This window comes from Lactobacillus sp. M0396, assembly GCF_016101625.1.
GTDB lineage: Bacteria > Bacillota > Bacilli > Lactobacillales > Lactobacillaceae > Lactobacillus > Lactobacillus huangpiensis.
Genome location: NZ_JACFQE010000004.1, coordinates 96,468 through 113,557 on the forward strand (window position 1 = coordinate 96,468; position 17,090 = coordinate 113,557).

Annotated in this window: 18 protein-coding genes, 1 tRNA gene and 1 other annotated feature; of the genes, 15 read left to right on the plus strand and 4 right to left on the minus strand. The window is 35.6% G+C overall.

The window, feature by feature from the left end; translation table 11 throughout:
* The first annotated feature begins 17 nt into the window (after nt 1-17).
* Nucleotides 18-256, plus strand: a binding site (T-box leader).
* Nucleotides 257-305: 49 nt separating this feature from the next.
* The 8 genes from H3T43_RS06175 (at nt 306) to H3T43_RS06210 (ending at nt 7,209) form a co-directional block, all read left to right on the plus strand.
* Nucleotides 306-1,490, plus strand: coding sequence for an amidohydrolase family protein (locus tag H3T43_RS06175; RefSeq protein WP_198213304.1), 1,185 nt, complete (start codon nt 306-308; stop codon nt 1,488-1,490).
* A 94-nt stretch (nt 1,491-1,584) separates the two neighbouring features.
* Nucleotides 1,585-1,956, plus strand: a complete 372-nt coding sequence (locus H3T43_RS06180; protein ID WP_034977295.1) for a hypothetical protein — start codon at nt 1,585-1,587, stop codon at nt 1,954-1,956.
* A 151-nt stretch (nt 1,957-2,107) separates the two neighbouring features.
* Complete coding sequence (locus H3T43_RS06185) at nt 2,108-3,109, plus strand: D-2-hydroxyacid dehydrogenase (RefSeq protein ID WP_198213306.1); 1,002 nt, start codon at nt 2,108-2,110, stop codon at nt 3,107-3,109.
* Nucleotides 3,110-3,232: 123 nt separating this feature from the next.
* Entirely contained in the window at nt 3,233-3,940 is a 708-nt protein-coding gene (locus H3T43_RS06190; protein ID WP_198213308.1) for a GH25 family lysozyme, read from the plus strand.
* Complete coding sequence (locus tag H3T43_RS06195; protein WP_198213417.1) at nt 3,937-5,172, plus strand: DEAD/DEAH box helicase; 1,236 nt, start codon at nt 3,937-3,939, stop codon at nt 5,170-5,172. Before H3T43_RS06190 ends, H3T43_RS06195 begins: the two co-directional genes overlap by 4 nt.
* Complete coding sequence (locus H3T43_RS06200) at nt 5,169-6,497, plus strand: PTS sugar transporter subunit IIC (RefSeq protein ID WP_198213310.1); 1,329 nt, start codon at nt 5,169-5,171, stop codon at nt 6,495-6,497. The genes H3T43_RS06195 and H3T43_RS06200 overlap by 4 nt, the downstream gene beginning before the upstream one ends.
* Nucleotides 6,498-6,550: 53 nt before the next feature.
* Nucleotides 6,551-6,623, plus strand: a tRNA-Arg gene (locus tag H3T43_RS06205).
* A gap of 145 nt (nt 6,624-6,768) precedes the next feature.
* On the plus strand, nt 6,769-7,209 hold the full coding sequence (locus H3T43_RS06210; protein WP_198213312.1) for a hypothetical protein: 441 nt from the start codon (nt 6,769-6,771) through the stop codon (nt 7,207-7,209).
* Nucleotides 7,210-7,378: 169 nt separating this feature from the next.
* Here H3T43_RS06210 and H3T43_RS06215 read toward each other — a convergent pair whose 3' ends face one another.
* Complete coding sequence (locus H3T43_RS06215) at nt 7,379-7,615, minus strand: DUF2188 domain-containing protein (protein ID WP_198213314.1); 237 nt, start codon at nt 7,613-7,615, stop codon at nt 7,379-7,381.
* Nucleotides 7,616-8,033: 418 nt separating this feature from the next.
* Here H3T43_RS06215 and wecB point away from each other — a divergent pair, with 418 nt between their 5' ends.
* Nucleotides 8,034-9,176: a non-hydrolyzing UDP-N-acetylglucosamine 2-epimerase gene (gene wecB / locus H3T43_RS06220; protein ID WP_198213316.1), complete on the plus strand. Its 1,143-nt coding sequence runs from the start codon at nt 8,034-8,036 to the stop codon at nt 9,174-9,176.
* Between the two features lie 52 nt (nt 9,177-9,228).
* Here the strand turns inward: wecB and H3T43_RS06225 are convergent, their stop codons facing one another.
* Together H3T43_RS06225 and H3T43_RS06230 are read right to left on the minus strand one after the other, a co-directional pair.
* Nucleotides 9,229-9,762, minus strand: a complete 534-nt coding sequence (locus H3T43_RS06225; RefSeq protein ID WP_034977316.1) for a GtrA family protein — start codon at nt 9,760-9,762, stop codon at nt 9,229-9,231.
* Nucleotides 9,755-10,201 (minus strand): flavodoxin, encoded by a 447-nt coding sequence (locus tag H3T43_RS06230; RefSeq protein ID WP_034977320.1) that lies wholly within the window; start codon nt 10,199-10,201, stop codon nt 9,755-9,757. Before H3T43_RS06230 ends, H3T43_RS06225 begins: the two co-directional genes overlap by 8 nt.
* 136 nt (nt 10,202-10,337) lie before the next feature.
* On the opposite strand from H3T43_RS06230, the gene map reads away from it, so the two are divergent.
* The 6 genes from map to H3T43_RS06260 all read left to right on the plus strand — a co-directional run bounded on the left by map (nt 10,338) and on the right by H3T43_RS06260 (nt 16,720).
* Nucleotides 10,338-11,165: a type I methionyl aminopeptidase gene (gene map, locus H3T43_RS06235; RefSeq protein ID WP_034977323.1), complete on the plus strand. Its 828-nt coding sequence runs from the start codon at nt 10,338-10,340 to the stop codon at nt 11,163-11,165.
* Between the two features lie 5 nt (nt 11,166-11,170).
* The gene (locus tag H3T43_RS06240) at nt 11,171-12,088 is read left to right on the plus strand and encodes a YihY/virulence factor BrkB family protein (protein ID WP_052060226.1); all 918 of its coding nucleotides are present in this window, start codon (nt 11,171-11,173) and stop codon (nt 12,086-12,088) included.
* 65 nt (nt 12,089-12,153) lie between these two features.
* Nucleotides 12,154-13,041, plus strand: a complete 888-nt coding sequence (gene galU, locus H3T43_RS06245; RefSeq protein WP_045927754.1) for a UTP--glucose-1-phosphate uridylyltransferase GalU — start codon at nt 12,154-12,156, stop codon at nt 13,039-13,041.
* A 156-nt stretch (nt 13,042-13,197) separates the two neighbouring features.
* Nucleotides 13,198-14,346, plus strand: coding sequence for a thiolase family protein (locus H3T43_RS06250; RefSeq protein WP_198213317.1), 1,149 nt, complete (start codon nt 13,198-13,200; stop codon nt 14,344-14,346).
* Nucleotides 14,347-15,573: a hydroxymethylglutaryl-CoA reductase, degradative gene (locus tag H3T43_RS06255; RefSeq protein ID WP_198213318.1), complete on the plus strand. Its 1,227-nt coding sequence runs from the start codon at nt 14,347-14,349 to the stop codon at nt 15,571-15,573.
* Nucleotides 15,557-16,720 (plus strand): hydroxymethylglutaryl-CoA synthase, encoded by a 1,164-nt coding sequence (locus tag H3T43_RS06260; RefSeq protein ID WP_198213319.1) that lies wholly within the window; start codon nt 15,557-15,559, stop codon nt 16,718-16,720. Before H3T43_RS06255 ends, H3T43_RS06260 begins: the two co-directional genes overlap by 17 nt.
* 28 nt (nt 16,721-16,748) lie before the next feature.
* On the opposite strand, the gene H3T43_RS06265 is transcribed toward H3T43_RS06260, so the two are convergent.
* Nucleotides 16,749-17,033: a hypothetical protein gene (locus H3T43_RS06265; RefSeq protein ID WP_034977337.1), complete on the minus strand. Its 285-nt coding sequence runs from the start codon at nt 17,031-17,033 to the stop codon at nt 16,749-16,751.
* Between the last annotated feature and the right edge of the window lie 57 nt (nt 17,034-17,090).

The window sequence follows — 17,090 nt, forward strand, 5'->3', positions numbered from 1 at the left end:
TAAAAGTCAATTAAATAAACAACATCTTGCAAAGCAGAGTAACTATTTTGTTGCTGATAAAGAGAGCTGATATTTGGTGAAAATCAGTTAGCAGTTAGTAGTGAACATGGGCTTCTAATTGATGTCCATTGGTGATAATCAGCCAGTGGCGGAGTTGCATCCGTTATTTTTGCAAGCTATTGTTTGATAGTTAATGAGGTTTATTACGTGAGTAATAAATGAATAAAAGGTGGTAACGCGAGCACTCGTCCTTAAGAGGAAAAGGATGAGTGCTTTTTTTATACAAAAATTTGGAGGTTTTTTAGATGACTAAAACTGCTTATACTAACGTTAATTTGTTTAACGGGATTGATGATAAAATTCAGTCTAATACAACATTAGTGGTCGATGACGAGAGTGGTAAGATTACCGAAATTGCTACAGGTACTGCACCTCAAGCAGATAAAACAGTTGATTTGCAGAATAAGTATGTGATTCCTGGCTTAATCAACTGCCATACTCATATTATTATGGATCCTTTGACCCCTGACGGTGGCAGTGAATCTGATGTTGTATCTTCTACGGTTCGTGCCGTTAAACATTTGCATGATTTATTGAAATCAGGTGTTACCTATATTCGTGAATGTGGCAGTACATATAATATAGATATTGCTCTTAATAATTTAATTAAGAAAAACAAATTAACTAAGGTACCAGAAATTGTGCCCGCAGGACACCCATTTTCTATGACTGGTGGACATGGTGATTTGCCTAACTTTGGTGTATTGGTTGATTCACCTGATGAGATGCGTAAGGCTGTTCGCCAAGGAATTAAGGCTGGTGCTAAAGCAATTAAGGTTATGGCAACAGGCGGAGTCATGACTGAGAATGACTCTCTCGATGATCCCCAATTAAGTGAAGCCGAAATGCACGTTGCAGTAGAAGAAGCTCATCACAAAGGTTTAACTGTAGCGGCACATGCGGAGGGCAACCCAGGAATTTTGAATGCGATTAAAGCCGGCGTTGATAGCATTGAACATGGTTTTTACGTTAATGATGAAGAAATTAAGTTGATGATTGAAAAAGGAACATATTTAACACCAACAATAGTTGGAGCTTGGGCATTCATCGAATATGCTCCTGGGAAAATTCCTGAATGGGAAATGAATAAAATAGCTGCAGCTTGGAAAGACTTGCGGGGCAACATAACTAAAGCTAAAAATGCTGGTGTCAAAATCACTCTGGGTACTGATGCGGGAACTCCATTTAATGACTTTACAATGACTCCTGAAGAATTGCCTTTGTTGGTAGAACAAGGCTTTACTAATTTCGAGGCTTTGGAAACCAGTTATAATTCTGCCAAGCTTCTAAAAATAGATAAAGAATACGGTTCTTTAGAAGAAGGTAAGTATGCAGATTTCTTGGTTCTGGATGAAAATCCGTTAGAAAAAATCAGTGCAGTTGTACAAAAGGACAAAGCGGTTTACAAAAAAGGCAAACGAGCTTACTAAAAATAAGCATTTTATTTCATGCTTTCGAACAAACGTTCTATAATAAAGGAGGCTACTAAAAAAGCAGCTTCTTTTATTTTTTAGGAGGACAAAAATGAATCAGAAGTTTTTAGATGTAATGAAGGATGAAGGACCAGTCACAATTGTTACTATTAATGCAAATCCTGCTAGTGTGGTAAATACGTGGATGTCGTATGTAAAAGTCGACGAGGAAAATAATCGCCTTTATCTCCCAGCAGCAGGCATGCATAGTATTGAAAATGATTTTGCTAATGACAATCATGTTGTTTTGACTATGGGTTCTAAAAAAGTAGAGGGTACAGCTGGTCCAGGAGCTGGCTTTCATGTTAAAGGAACCGGAAAATTCTTGGCAGAAGGACCGGAATTTGCTGAAATGAAGGCACGTTTTCCTTGGCTAAGAGAAGTTTTACAGGTTAATATCGACCAAATTGAACAAAAAATTTAATTTATAATGTGCAAATCTGATAGTCTTATTCGATTTCATGTGATTAAGCTTAAATTATTAAATATTATTTTTAAAATTTATCTTTAATTTTATTCTAATTTTGGATACAATAAGAGATATAAATTTTTTATCCAAAAAAGGAGGATTAATAATGAAAGCTTTACTTTACAATATGACCCCGGAGCAACAGGTATATGCTGACAAGTGGAATAAAGATCATCCTGAAGATGATTTAGTTTCAACTGAAGACAAGCTTGATGCTAAGACTGTTGAGATGGCGAAAGGCTATGATGTTGTCAGCGTTTTGCAGGTCTTTGACATAGATGAGGAAGAGGTCTATCGTAAACTGAGCTCATATGGAATTAAGCAAATAGCTTTAAGGTCTGTTGGGTATAACATTGTCAATTTTGACTTTGTACACAAGTATCATATGATTGTAACTAATACACCGGCATATTCTCCTCGTGCAGTGGCGGAGAACACTTTGACTTCTGCAATGTACTTGTTGAGAAAATGGGGACCTATTTTAGATAATGAAAGAGAGCACCTCAATTTTGTTCGGTCTGAAGATTTGATGAGTGATGAAATCTATAACCAAACAGTTGGTATTATTGGTGTTGGACGTATTGGTTCATGCGTTGCAGAAATGTTTCATGCTTTAGGAGCCAACGTACTCGGTTATGACTTGGTTGAAAATCCTGCTAATGAAGCATTTTTGGAATATACCGATTTTGATACTGTAGTCAAAAATGCGGATATTTTGACATTGCATACACCACTTGAGCCTTCAATGGAAGATATGATTAGTGCAAAGCAATTTAAAGAAATGAAAAACACCGCATATCTCATTAATGCAGCTAGAGGTCCATTGGTTAATACTCAAGACTTGATTGATGCATTGAAGAACAAAGAAATTGCTGGTGCTTCATTGGATGTTATGACTGGTGAAGAGGCAATTGTCATGAAGAAATTCAAAGATATTTCCGAATTGCCAGTTGAGTACCAGGAATTAGCAAAAATGCCTAATGTGGTCTTTACGCCGCACTCCGCATATTACACCAAGACCTCTGTTAAAAATATGATTGAACACAGTATGACTGATGTTAAACGAGTATTAAACGGACAAAAACCAATATATTTAGTTGAAGAATAGTTACTGCTTAATAAGTGACTGACTGAAAAGTCAGCCACTTTTTTATTGTCAAGATTGTAGTTAGCAACTGTAGCTGAAAAATTGCTATAATGTACAGGTGTAGAAAAATAAACGGAGAAAAAGATGAAAAGGTTTCATCATAAGTTTACTTTACCTGCGATTCTAATATTGCTAATTGTTGCAATTGGGCTTCTTATCGTTGGTATAGCCAATATGCATAAGCAAACTACTTTACCGCCAAATGGCAATTCAAGTGCAATTGGCGTTGAATTAAACCAGAATTATGGTTATGTTGATTTACATGAACTGCAGTCTAACGGCATTTCATTTGTCTATTTGAGAAGTACACAGGGGCGCTCGTACTTTGACGATGATTATTTGTCTTATCGTGATCAAATATTAGGAACTAAACTTGCTTTTGGCACCATCGTTGCTTACAGCAATGAATCAACACCATTGCAGCACTATCAGTATTTTCTGAAAAAGGTGGGCACAGACACGGGAAGTTTACCAATTTGGATAGAACCAGCTATTGATAGCTATGATTTAACATATATTAAACAAATGGCTCAATTTGCTGGCATGCTTCAAGGATTAAATAAACGCGTCATGGTAGATATCCCAGTTAAATATAAAAAATATTTTCCTCATGGTGTACAGTTTATTACTGGCGGTAAAAAAGCCCCAAATAAAATGCAATATTCATTTTGGCGCTATAACAATGACGGACGGGTAAAGTCTGTAAGAAATTTAGAAAGTGGGGTAGTTATGCTAACATACAATGGTACAGTTACCCAGTACAAGGAGAAATACGGACAATTAACACAATAATGAAACAAGAAATTCAAGCAGTTTTAACAAAATTAAAAATGGCTGAACCAACTTTGATTCAGCAAGAAACGCGAATTCCAATTTTAAATGGTGCAAGTTGTATCGCACTTGCAAAAACGGGAACCGGAAAGACCTTGGCTTATGCTTTACCTGCACTGGAAAAAGTAGAAAAAGGCAAACCCAATAGTTTAATTATTATTGCACCAACAACAGAATTAGCGGTGCAGATTCGCCATGCCATTAATCCCTTTATTCATGCTCTCGCTTTAACTGGAATTACACTTGTTGGTGCAGGAAATCGCAAACGTCAGGAAGATAATTTAAAAAAGAAACACCCTGAAATTGTCGTTGCCACTCCCGGAAGATTTTTTGATTTCTTTTCAGCTAATCGCATCAAAGTTAATCAAATAAGAACTCTGGTAATAGATGAAGCGGATGACGTTTTAGAATTCAATAAAATGGAATTATTAAGTTCTTTAGGGCAGAATATGACGGCTGATTCGCAAATCTTGCTTTTTGGTGCTACTGAATCTGATATAACCAAACAGGCAGAAGATATTTTTGCCCGCAAATTTATCACTATTGATGTGCGACCAGAGCAGAAATCAACTGTTAAAAATTATTTTTTGCAAATAGACAATGCGCATAAAGTTGATTTTATTCAGCGGCTGATGCGCCTTGATGGTTTTAAAGGTATCCTATTTTTTGATTCAAACCAAACAATGATGCATTTTGCGGGTATTTTAGCACATACTAAGACTAAATTTGGTATTTTAGCTAATGACTTTGGCAAGCAGAGAAGAGAGGCGGCTCTTAATAATTTTAAAGTTGGCAAAAGCAAATTGCTTATAGCCACAGACTTGGCTGCCCGTGGTTTAGACATTGCTGGTGTAACATATGTGATAAATTACGACATCCCTAGTGAAGTTAACACATACATGCATCGTGCCGGAAGAACTGGCCGCATGGGTGCCAAAGGATTTGTGGTTACCCTGGGTGATGATCATGATTTGCGCGATCTTAGGAAGCTACTTGAGCAGAGTGTTAAAATTGAACGTGTATATTTTGCAGGGTTTCATTTAACTACTAAAATGCCACGTAAAAAGGAAAATAAAAAGCGAGACACAACTAAAGAAAAGAAGGTTAATGGATCAAGCAAAAAACATAAAAAGCATAAGAATAAAAACAAGGGCTATCACCCCCATTATTTGAAGAGAAAGGAGCAAAAATGAGTCGATTAGTTACTTGGCTTGAAGACTATATTTTGCCTGTAGCTAACAAAATAGGGCAAACTCACTGGCTTGTGGCACTAAGGGATGCATTTGTCTCAGTAATGCCTATTACTATTGCTGGCTCTCTTGCTGTTTTGGTCAAAAGCCTGATTGCTGCAGCCAAAAGTGAATTAGGCTGGCACACTTTTGCTTGGGCAATGCAGCCGCTCTCACTAGTGTGTAATGTAGTTTGGCGTGGTACCTTTGCTTTATTTGCCCTCTTTTTGTCAATGTCTTTGGGCTATCATTTAGCTAAAAGCATGGAAGTTGACCCAGTTGCTGGAGCAATTGTTTCTTTATCTTCTTTGGCCATGAGCATTGCTAATTTAACTAAACTTAAAATTAACGGCAAAGTAGTTCCTGTTCATAAAGTTTTTAATATTTCACAATTTTCGACTACTGGAATTTTTACTGCTATTTTATTTGGTTCAATCGGTGTTGCTATCTTTGCACTTTGTTTTAGAGCGAGAATCAAGCTTCATCTTTCTGCCAATTTGCCTTATGCTGAGCAGATGGCATTTGATTCACTTATTCCTGCAATTATTGCGATATTTTGTGTTGGTATGATTAATTTTGTCTTTCAGACAATCACGGGAACTTTTTTTGGCAACTGGTTGCTCAATTCGATTCAAACACCTTTAGTAAAATTAGGTCAAGGCTTCGGTATGGTAATGCTTGTGACCTTATTAGTCCAGATTTTTAGCTTTTTTGGTTTTAATGGTTTAAGTGTCTGGGCTCCAATTTTAGATTCAATTTGGCTAACTGCCCAGAACGTTAATGTTACAGCTGCCCGTGCAGGAAGAGAAGCACCTTTTATCTGGGTTCGCGGATCATTTGACGCATTTGCCTGGTTTGGTGGAGCAGGGGGAACTTTGATGCTGATTGTGGCCATACTGCTGTTTTCCAAACGGAGTGACTACCGAACAATTGCTAAAGTTGCACTTGCACCGGGAATTTTTAATATCAATGAACCAATTGTTTTCGGCTTGCCTGTAGTTCTCAATCCAGTTTATTTTATCCCGTTTGTTGTTGCTCCTTTAGTCAATGTAGCTTTTTCATATGGTGTCAGCATGATGAATTTAGTTAATCCTGTACAAGTAGCAGTTCCTGCCGTTGTGCCACCAATCATCGGGCCATTTTTAGCCTGTAATTATGATTGGCGTGCTATCGTATTGTCAATTGTCAACATGCTGATAGCGTTAGCTATTTGGATCCCCTTCGTTTTTGCGGCAGATAAAATCGCTGATTCTAATGCACCACAACCATATTTTACTCGTCAATATTAGTTACTAAAAAAATTGGCTTTTATCACTCAAATTTGGTAAAGTTAATTTATTGCGACCCTGTAGTTTATCTGGATAGAACAATGGTCTCCTAAACCGTAGAGGTGAGTTCGAATCTCACCGGGGTCATATAAGGTATAATTTAAATACAAATTTTACAGATTTTAAATTTATTAGAAAACAGTTGATAATCCTTTGTAGCAGGATCATTTTCAGCTTAACTGTCCTGTTTTAAACAAGATTGGTTTTTTTAGTTTAATTAGAATTTTTAAAAATGAATCCACACAAAATGTCTTTACCCGAAGTTTTAGATAATTTTCGGGCTCGTAATGTAACTTTCAAATTAAAAGATGGTACTAAAAGAACAATCTTTGTTAATGAAATTGAGGATGAAGATGATGACCAACCTGAAATGATTTTTATGGCTGATGATTCAAAAGATGATGTTTTTATCTCACAAGTAGTTGATGCAATTCCAGGCAGTGCCAATTTTTCTTTAGATATACATCAAATGCCATTCTGTGAATTAAAATTTGTCCTAAAAGGTCAAAAAGTAGAATTTAGGCTTAAAGATGGTGCAATTAAAACCTTTGTAGTAACGGATGTTTTAATCAAAAACACAACAAAGACAAATTTCACATTTGTTGGTAACAAAAAAGAAGATAGTATTGATAGTTCAGATATATTAGGGGTAAAAATAATTGCGGACAAATAAAAGTCTGATTACCAAGAAGATAATCAGACCAGAATTTGAAAGATTTGTTATTTATGTAAATATGAATAAAATAAAGTTTATATTTTAGTTTGAGAAATAAAGATTAATTAAAATGTCAGAAATAGATAAATATATGAAAATAGTATTTATGATAATGTATCAATATATACTAGCCTGCTGCTTTGGGACTATCATGACCGTATGAATTTTTTAAATTAATACGCCCATTTCTTTTTTGACTAATTAGTTCGGTTTTTTCTTTTTGTGCTAGATTTTTTGCGTATTCCAAGGCATCAGCTTTGCGGTCAAAAGTTTTAGAAATTTTGTCACTACCAGCGATTTTAACAGCCCATTTATCGCCGTGAGTAGTAATCCAAACATTTTTTGTGACTTCTTCCTTACCCATAATTTATTCACCTCTTTTCAAAGTAATTATACAGCTAATGAATATATAATGTGAAAGAATAAACACTTTTTATAAAGTGTTTATTTGTGCGTTTGCTAATTTAAAGCAGTTGCTGGCGAAATTGTTTAGTATATTGGCGATTTTAAAATCCGAATAATTAAAAAGATGATTAATATGAATAAAGCTAATGATATTCCAAGCAGTATTCTTCTACATTTGACTGTCTTTGTCTTGTCAAAAACAAAAACAAAACAAAAAGTGGCCACAACAATTAGTAAACCAGTAATTAATAATAACTTAAAATTATAATTCATTTTTTCACCTGTTTCAGTTCAATGAATAATATTGCATAATATTTGCTTGTGTTTTGTTAGTTGATTTATTAATATATTATTTATTGGAGTTATTGGAGGATTTTATGAACACTATTAGGGTAATGACTGTTTTTGGTACCAGACCGGAAGCTATAAAGATGTCTCCGTTGGTACAGAGATTAAAAAAAGATAATCGATTTGAAGAAATTACGGTGGTTACAGCACAACACCGGGAAATGCTAGATCAGGTTCTTGATATATTTAAAATCAAGCCAGATTATGACTTTAATATTATGGAAAAAAACCAAAGTTTAGAGGGTGTCACAGCCAAAGTATTAATCGATATGACAAAAGTCTTAAAAGAAGTTAAACCAGATATTGTTTTGGTCCATGGAGATACAACTACCAGTTTTGCTGCTGGTTTAGCCAGCTTTTATAATAAATGTCCTTTAGGCCATGTTGAGGCTGGACTGCGAACATGGAATAAGTATTCACCTTTTCCCGAAGAAATGAATAGGCAAATGACAGATGATTTAACTGATCTTTATTTTGCACCAACTGCGGTAAGTAAGCAAAATCTGATTAAAGAAAACCACAATTCTGACAATATTTTCATCACAGGTAACACAGCTATTGATGCCTTGGAAGAAACTGTTCAAGCTGATTACCACCATGAGGTTTTAGACCAGATTAAGCCTGGAAACAAGATAATTCTTGTGACCATGCACAGGCGGGAAAATCAGGGCGAACCTATGAGACGAGTTTTTAAAGTGATGAAACAAGTTGTAGACAATCAAGATGATGTTGAAATTATTTATCCCGTTCATTTATCGCCAAGTGTGCAAAAAGTTGCTCACGAAATTTTAGGTAACGACCCGCGTATCCATTTGATTGCCCCACTAGACGTGGTTGATTTCCATAACTTAGTTAAATTAAGTTACTTTATTATGACAGATTCTGGTGGGGTTCAAGAGGAAGCTCCTGCATTAAATAAGCCAGTACTGGTTTTAAGGGATACTACAGAGAGACCAGAAGGTGTTAAAGCTGGGACACTAAAATTAGTGGGAACGCAAGTTGATAATGTCAGAAACTCAATGTTGGAATTACTTGAAAATAAAAAAGTTTATGACCAGATGGCCAATGCAAAGAACCCTTATGGTGATGGTCATGCATCAGAAAGAATAATGGATGATATTGCCTATTATTTTGCTCAAAATAAGGGTGAAAAACCTGCTGATTTTAAATAAGCTGTCTAAATTTTGTTATACAAAAAGCCAAGAAAAAGTTTTTTCTTGGCTTTTATTTATCACTTTTTTCTTTACGTGATTTAATTTTCTCTTTTGCTCGTGCAATCATGGTGGTTTCTTGGGCTTGGAACACAGATCTCGTAGTGAGGTAATTAAAAATACCCACTAAAATTTGATCAACAATTTTTACTAACAGTGCATCTAAATGAAGCCAGGACAATCCGACCAACATAATTAAACTGTCCGGAATAAGACTAATAATTCTATAAGTAAAAAAGATAATCAGTTTTTGCCAAGTTGAATGTTCCTCATCAACATTATTGATAAAAACAGCCTTTTGGTTAAATACGAAGGAGGCCAGGTTAGACACAATAAATGCAATAGTATTTGATACTAAAACAATGCTATGCCACCATTTATGTAAAACCATAAAAACCACGGTGTTGATTAGAGCCGCTATAAAACCAAAGATCATGTAAACAAATAAGTTACGATGTCTTTTGACTACTTTTTGTGCTAAGTGATGAATTTTAGGATCAGACATTGAGTCAAATTTTTGTGAATCCATTTTCTTATTCTTAACCATTTAACTGATCAGCCATTTCCTTAGCTGCATTATCAATTGCATCTATATCGTTATCGTTTGGTGCATTTTCAATTGTAACAGGTTTAGTCACTTCTTTTGCTCCAACTTGCTTAAACTTTTTTTCAAAATCAAAGACGTTTTCACAAAAATGATCAGCATACATCATGTCGCCACTGCCCATCACAGCAAAATATTTTCCAGTTAAATCCAAGTCATTTAGTTGATCATAAAAATCTGCAATATCGTCAGTCATAGTGCCTTCGCCATAGGTATAAGTAATAAAGATGCACAAATCACTTGATAAGTAATCACTGGCGTCAGTAAATTCAGCTTCGCTCGTTTCCACATCGAAGCCCAAATCCTGCAAATCTTCTTCCAGAATATCTGCTATATCTGCATCGTTGCCAGTCATACTTGCATAGACTATTCTAGCTTTCATTAAATTCATACCTTTCACAAAAACTAATTCATCAAAACATTATACCTAATTTTGCGTAATTAATGAAATTCTTTAGTAAACTTTTAAAAAACGCTATAATGTAATCAAACATCATTTAATAGAGGAGAATTTAAATTTGATTACAATTAAATCCATTAGAGAATTGAAGGGCATGCAAGCTTCAGGCAGGTTATTAGCATCAATGTTTGAAGGTCTAAGGGAAGTAATTAAGCCCGGAATTACCACTTGGTCAATTGAAGAATTTTGTCAAGATTTTGTCAAAAGTCGTGGTGGCAGGTTGTCAGAGCAGGGCTTTGAAGGTTACAAATATGGGACATGTATTTCTGTTAATGACCAGATCGCCCACGCTACTCCACGTAAAGACACAGTTTTAAAGGAAGGCGATTTAGTTAAAGTTGATGTGACGTGCAATCTCAATGGCTTTGAAACAGATTCTTGTACTACTTACCCAGTAGGTGAAATTTCTCAAGCTGATCAGGATTTGATGGATACAACTAAAAAAGCCATGTACTTAGGTATTGATCAGGCAGTTTTAGGTAATCGCATTGGGGACATCGGAGCCGCAATACAGCATTTTGTAGAAGATGAGCATCATTATGGTGACGTTAAAGAATTAGTCGGTCATGGTATCCAGCCAAGTATTCATGAAGATCCAGAAGTGCCACATTGGGGTAAAGCGGGACACGGATTAAGACTGCGTGAAGGAATGACTATTACTTGTGAACCAATGGTAGAAGCCGGTGGTGACTGGCGCATTGTTGAAAAAAGCGTTGCGGATCCTAAAGATGATTGGGTCTTTTACGCTACACCGGATGGCTCAAAATCCGCACAATTTGAACATACCTTTGCAATAACAAAGGATGGTCCTAAAATTTTAACGCTACAAAAGCCATATGATGGCTACGAAAAATACTTACCACATTTTGACGAAATGGATGACTAAATTGCATGGGTAAAAAAGCTGAGGCAATCAGGAAACGCTCTTTTTTATTTTATAAAACTGTTTCCTTGAAATTTACTCAAGGTGAAGTTTTAACAAGCGCAATTGCGATTGCTTACTATGTTTTGTTTTCGATATTTCCGTTAATTATTATTATCGGAAATATTTTGCCGTTATTTAATATTAATACTGAACCGATTGCCAGTTATTTAAAACTGATTTTTCCAGATAAAATTGCTAAATTTATTATGCCGATAATTAACTCATTATTAAAAAGCAAATCAAGTGGTTATATTTCATTCGGTATTATATTGGCATTATGGTCTGTTTCTTCGTTAGTTAATGCTATTAGAATTGGTATGAATCGGGTTTATGGTGTTCGTGCCCAAGAATTAAAGCAAAAATGGCAAGTTACTGTTTGGACAAGATCTATTACTATTATGTTGACCAACCTCATGATTATAGTATTTGCCTTGCTTAATTTAACTTTGATTTTTGGTCAGCAGGTACTCGAATTTTTACGCCCAATTTTCTCTTTTTCTGTTGGCGAAATTGAAAAAATTTTTAGTTATCGTTACCCAGTAATTATTATCACAATGATAGGCTCACTGTATTATGTCAATTATTTTTTACCCAACATCAGATTAAAGAAAAAAGTTATCTGGCCAGGTGTTTTTACTACATTATTCGGCTGGATTATTCTTTCCTGGCTTTTTAGTTTCTATCTGCATCATTTTCGTATCAGCTGGGAAAACTATGGTATTATCGGTACTTTTATTATTTTCATGTTGTGGTTGAATATTTCCTCAATCCTCTTTTTACTGGGGACATGTGTAAATGCTGCGATAGTGACGCTTAATTACGGAGAAGTAAACTATTCAGTGGGTCGTTTAGCTGAATATATTCAAAGAAAGCGCAGTCATTAAAAATTGGCGCATTCACTTTTATTTTGGTATATTAGTTTTATGATTTTAAAGAAAGCGTAAAAAATATGAAAGTAAGAAAAGCAATTATTCCTGCTGCTGGTCTTGGTACTAGGTTTATGCCGGTAACTAAAGCAATGCCTAAGGAAATGTTGCCGATTGTCGACAAACCGACTATTCAATTTATTGTTGAAGAAGCCAAAAAATCTGGTATTGAAGACATTTTGATTGTCACTGGAAAAAATAAGCGCTCGATTGAAGATCATTTTGACTCCAATCCTGAACTTGAACAAAATCTGCAGGAAAAAGGCAAGACTGGTCTGCTTAAAATGTCGCAGGAAATTACCCATTTGGGAATTAATATTTATTATACTCGTCAACCCTATCCAGCAGGTTTAGGGGATGCGATTGCCCGTGGACGTAGTTTTATTGGAGATGAACCATTTGTCGTTATGCTTGGCGACGACTTGATGATGGACAAAGTACCGTTAACCAAACAATTGATTGACCGTTATAGTGAAACTAATGCATCCACAATTGCAGTCATGCCGGTGCCACATAAAGAAGTTTATAAATATGGCATAATTGAACCAGATAGTGAAATTGCGCCTGGCTTAATAAATGTTAAATCTTTTGTAGAAAAGCCAGAAGTAGACAAGGCACCAAGTGATTATGCCATTATTGGCCGGTATCTTTTAACTCCAGAAATTTTTCCAATTTTGGCTGAACAGAAACCAGATAAAGGCGGGGAGATTCAATTAACTGATGCAATTGATACCATGAATAAAACTCAACGGGTTTTAGCGCACGTATTTAAGGGGACTCGTCATGATGTTGGGAATAAGGAAAGTTATTTGGAAACATCGATAGAATATGGCTTAAAACATCCGGAAACGAAGGATGCATTACGTAAATATATTATTGATTTAGGAAAAAAATTAGAAGAACAAAATTAACAATAACAAATAAATCAATTATGCAATTAAAGGAACCATCATTTAATGGTTTCTTTTTTTATGTAAAATTTTTCTTAATGTCTGACTAATTACTGTCCTCGAGTTGAAAATTTTTGTATCATGCAACTTGAAACTTTTCGCTAAGGGATAGGTTAAATGAAAGATATATATATTGTTGCAGCTAAAAGAACTCCTTTTGGTCGCTATCATGGGTTATGGGCTGAAAAAAATGCAATAGATTTAGGAGGGTTAGCCTTAAGAGAAACACTAAAAAGCATTAATCTGCCTGCTGAAAAACTAGACGCCTTATTTATGGGTAATGTTTTGGGTGCTGGTTTAGGACAAAATATGGCTCGGCAAATTGCTCTGAAAACAGGGATGAGTCCCAAAAGCAGCAGCGTTACAATTAATGAAGTCTGTGGTTCAAGTTTAAAAGCTCTCAGACTGGCTCAAGGACAGATGGAACTGGGCGATTTTGACTTGGTAGCTGTTGGCGGTGCTGAAAGTATGTCTAATGCTGTTTATTTAACAGAGGACAAAGAAAAACCACAGTTTCAAAGCGAAATGCTGCAAAATGGTCTCATTGATGCTTTTTCTCATGAGCATATGGGATTAACGGCTGAAAACGTAGCAAAAAAATATGGAGTTACGCGTACAGAAATGGATGAATATAGTTTAGCTTCTCATCGTAAAGCAGTTGAAATTGTTCAGCAAAACTTTTTTCAAGATGAAATAATTGGCGTAGAAGTAAACGGTAAAATGATCCAGCAGGACGAAACAATTCGAGCTGATACTAATTTAGAAGCACTAAGCAAGTTAAAACCTGTTTTTAAGAAAAATGGTTTAGTTACAGCTGGCAATTCTTCGCCCTTAAGTGATGGTGCCAGTATGATTATTTTGGCAAGCGCAGAAAAAGTAAAGGAACTCAAACTGCAACCTCTGGCGCGGTTGGGATCGTTTGCTGAATCTGGTACTGATCCGGCATACATGGGTGTAGCGCCATATTTTGCAGTAGAAAAATTATTACAAAAAACAAACAATACCATTAATGATTATGATGCAATCGAAGTTAATGAAGCTTTCGCTGCACCTAGCGTTGTCTTAGCTCGAAAACTCCGAATTCCACCCGCTAAACTAAACATTTTTGGTGGAGCCATTGCACTAGGTCATCCTCTTGCTGCTACCGGAACTCGTTTAGTAGGAACAGCTGTCAATATTATGAATCATATCAATGGTCACAAGGTTTTGGTAACTCTTTGTATTGGTGGCGGACAAGCAATTGCATATGAAATAGAGAAATTTTAAATGAAGTTTTATAAGTTAGCACCAGAAAAAAGACGAGAAATGCTGCAAAAACAAGGAATTAAACTGGATCAAGTTGATTCTCAGGTTTTGCATGACTTGGATTTATTAAGTGAAAATGTAATTGGTCAATTACGTTTACCTGTTGGTTTAGCACAAAACCTATTGGTTAATGGTCAAAATTACCAAGTGCCAATGGTGACCGAAGAGGCCTCGGTAGTTGCAGCGGCTAATAATGGCGCTGGTATTGTTGCAAAAGCTGGTGGCTTTACCGCAAGTAGTCAACGAGATGGTATTTGGGGTCAAATTGTAATGCAGGTGGCTGAAAATTTTGAAGTCTCCAACTTGCAAGAAGTATTGCCAACTCTTATTAAAAAGACAAATACTGATTTTGCCAGTCTTGTAAGTCATGGCGGTGGAGTCCGTAAAATAGAACTTAAGCAAATAAATGATTTGCTTTATATAAAAGTATTAGTTGATCCTGCAGAGGCTATGGGTGCAAATAAAGTAAATTCAATTTTAGAATTTATGGCAGATGAGTTAGAGGATTTTGCTGGCATTAAACAAAAATTATTTGCCATTTTGTCAAATTATCCTAGCCAAATCACAACGGTCAAGGCTGCAATTCCTGTTGGTTTAATAGGTGGAACAGAAATTGCCAGAAAAATTGCTTTATTGAGTCAAATTGGTCAGGAAGACCCAATGAGAGCCGTTACCAATAACAAAGGAATCATGAACGGAGTTGATTCTGTCTTACTGGCAACTGGAAACGATACTCGCGCAGTAGAGGCAGCTTGTGGTGTTTTTGCAAATAAAAAAGATACCTACACCAGTCTCAGCAAATGGCAGCTTGAAAATGAAAATCTTATCGGAAAGCTTAGCATTCCCTTGCCAATTGGAACTGTTGGCGGCTCAATTAATACCAGAAAAGATGTTAAGCAAAACTATCGTATTTTAGGGGAGAAAATTACTGCAGAACAATTGGCTAATATTATTGCTGCCATTGGTTTAGCCAATAATTTAGCAGCATTACTGGCAGTTTCTACCGAGGGAATACAAGCAGGACACATGAAACTGCAGGCCAGAAATATTGTTGCAGTTTTAGATGCTACTGCTGCCGAGAAAAAAGTTGTATTCCAAAAAATCATAAATAGCAAAAAATACAGTCAATCTGCAGCTAAGGAATTTTTAAAAGAAATCAGAGAGGAAAATAATGCAAGTCGGAATTGATCAAATTGGTTTTTATACACCAAACAAATACGTTGATATGGTGGATTTGGCAAAAGCTCGAAATGAAGATCCTAATAAATTTTTGATTGGTATTGGTCAAAATAGAATGAGTGTTGCTGATCAGACTCAAGATGCAGTATCAATGGGAATTAATGCAACGCTTAAATATTTAGATCAAATTGAACGTAAAAAAGTCGGTTTATTAATCGTTGGAACAGAAAGCAGTGTTGACCAGTCTAAATCAGCTTCGCTTTTCATCAAATCGGCTTTGGAATTACCGGCAAATGTCAGAACTTTTGAAGTAAAAGAAGCTTGCTTTGGCATGACTGCAGGCATCATGATTGCTCGGGATTACGTCCGCCTCCATCCGCACCATAGTGCAATTGTAATTGGCTCTGATATTGCTCGTTATGGAGTTAACACGGGGGGTGAGGTGACACAAGGAGCTGGCAGCATTAGCATGTTGATAAAGGCTGATCCCCAAATTTTGGCTATAAATAATGGACACAGCTCACACAGTGAGGATATTAATGACTTCTGGCGCCCTAATGATTCAGCAGTTGCCGTAGTTGATGGTAAATATTCTAAAAATGTGTATTTAGACTTTTTTAAACACACATTCAAGGATTATCTTAGACAAACTGGAATAAAAACTAGTGATTTCACAGCATTACTTTATCATTTGCCTTTTGTAAAAATGGGCTTTAAAGCAAATGAATGGGCAATTACTGATCTGGATGAAAAGGCAAAAAAACGACTGACAGAGAATTTTACTGCTGCTGCTAGTTATGGCAAGGAAGTCGGTAATATTTACACTGCTTCTTTATATTTAAGCCTTTTGAGTTTACTGGAAAATGCTAAATTGCCGGCAAATGCAAAGATTGGTTTATTTTCTTATGGTTCAGGGGCAATGGGTGAGTTTTATTCAGGACAAATTATTGAGGGTTATGAAAAGAATCTACATGCAAATGCAGATCAAACAATGATTAATCACCGTCAAAAATTAACTATTCCTGAATATGAACAAATTTTTAATCAGGCTTTAGAATTTCCACAAGATAACTTAGAGCTTCAAAGTGATGAAGAAAACGGCAACTGGTATTTTGCCGGAACCAAAAACCGCATTCGTCAATATTTCCAAAAATAGATAAAAAGGCTGCCAAACGGCAGCCTTTTTAGGTTAGCCTAACTCCATTTTGATCAGGTAAAATTTGAATACCATAAACAGCAATTCTCTCTTTTTGATTATAAATAAATATCGGAATACTGCGACCGTGAATATTTTTAACCAAGTTAATCAATTTTTCTTTTGTAAGTGACTTTTTTCCTGGAAAAAGCAAGCATTCACTGCTTGAAATTTTTACTTTTGCCAAAGGAATAGTTTTTTGACCGATAGTTAAATACAAGTTAGTTTGGTTGCTTAGATCATTGGTTAATTGTAATAAATCTGTTAATCTCATTTTTAATATTCCTATACAAATTTAAAATGTTATACTATAAGATATTATTTTAGTGAG

Coding starts and splice junctions, on each gene's coding strand:
- H3T43_RS06200 (WP_198213310.1), top strand. CDS start 5,169: ATGAGTCGATTAGTTACTTGGCTTGAAGACTATATTTTGCCTGTAGCT.
- H3T43_RS06175 (WP_198213304.1), top strand. CDS start 306: ATGACTAAAACTGCTTATACTAACGTTAATTTGTTTAACGGGATTGAT.
- H3T43_RS06225 (WP_034977316.1), bottom strand. CDS start 9,762: ATGGTTAAGAATAAGAAAATGGATTCACAAAAATTTGACTCAATGTCT.
- H3T43_RS06215 (WP_198213314.1), bottom strand. CDS start 7,615: ATGGGTAAGGAAGAAGTCACAAAAAATGTTTGGATTACTACTCACGGC.
- H3T43_RS06260 (WP_198213319.1), top strand. CDS start 15,557: ATGCAAGTCGGAATTGATCAAATTGGTTTTTATACACCAAACAAATAC.
- H3T43_RS06180 (WP_034977295.1), top strand. CDS start 1,585: ATGAATCAGAAGTTTTTAGATGTAATGAAGGATGAAGGACCAGTCACA.
- H3T43_RS06250 (WP_198213317.1), top strand. CDS start 13,198: ATGAAAGATATATATATTGTTGCAGCTAAAAGAACTCCTTTTGGTCGC.
- H3T43_RS06255 (WP_198213318.1), top strand. CDS start 14,347: ATGAAGTTTTATAAGTTAGCACCAGAAAAAAGACGAGAAATGCTGCAA.
- H3T43_RS06230 (WP_034977320.1), bottom strand. CDS start 10,201: ATGAAAGCTAGAATAGTCTATGCAAGTATGACTGGCAACGATGCAGAT.
- H3T43_RS06190 (WP_198213308.1), top strand. CDS start 3,233: ATGAAAAGGTTTCATCATAAGTTTACTTTACCTGCGATTCTAATATTG.
- wecB (WP_198213316.1), top strand. CDS start 8,034: ATGAACACTATTAGGGTAATGACTGTTTTTGGTACCAGACCGGAAGCT.
- galU (WP_045927754.1), top strand. CDS start 12,154: ATGAAAGTAAGAAAAGCAATTATTCCTGCTGCTGGTCTTGGTACTAGG.
- H3T43_RS06240 (WP_052060226.1), top strand. CDS start 11,171: ATGGGTAAAAAAGCTGAGGCAATCAGGAAACGCTCTTTTTTATTTTAT.
- H3T43_RS06185 (WP_198213306.1), top strand. CDS start 2,108: ATGAAAGCTTTACTTTACAATATGACCCCGGAGCAACAGGTATATGCT.
- H3T43_RS06210 (WP_198213312.1), top strand. CDS start 6,769: ATGAATCCACACAAAATGTCTTTACCCGAAGTTTTAGATAATTTTCGG.
- H3T43_RS06265 (WP_034977337.1), bottom strand. CDS start 17,033: ATGAGATTAACAGATTTATTACAATTAACCAATGATCTAAGCAACCAA.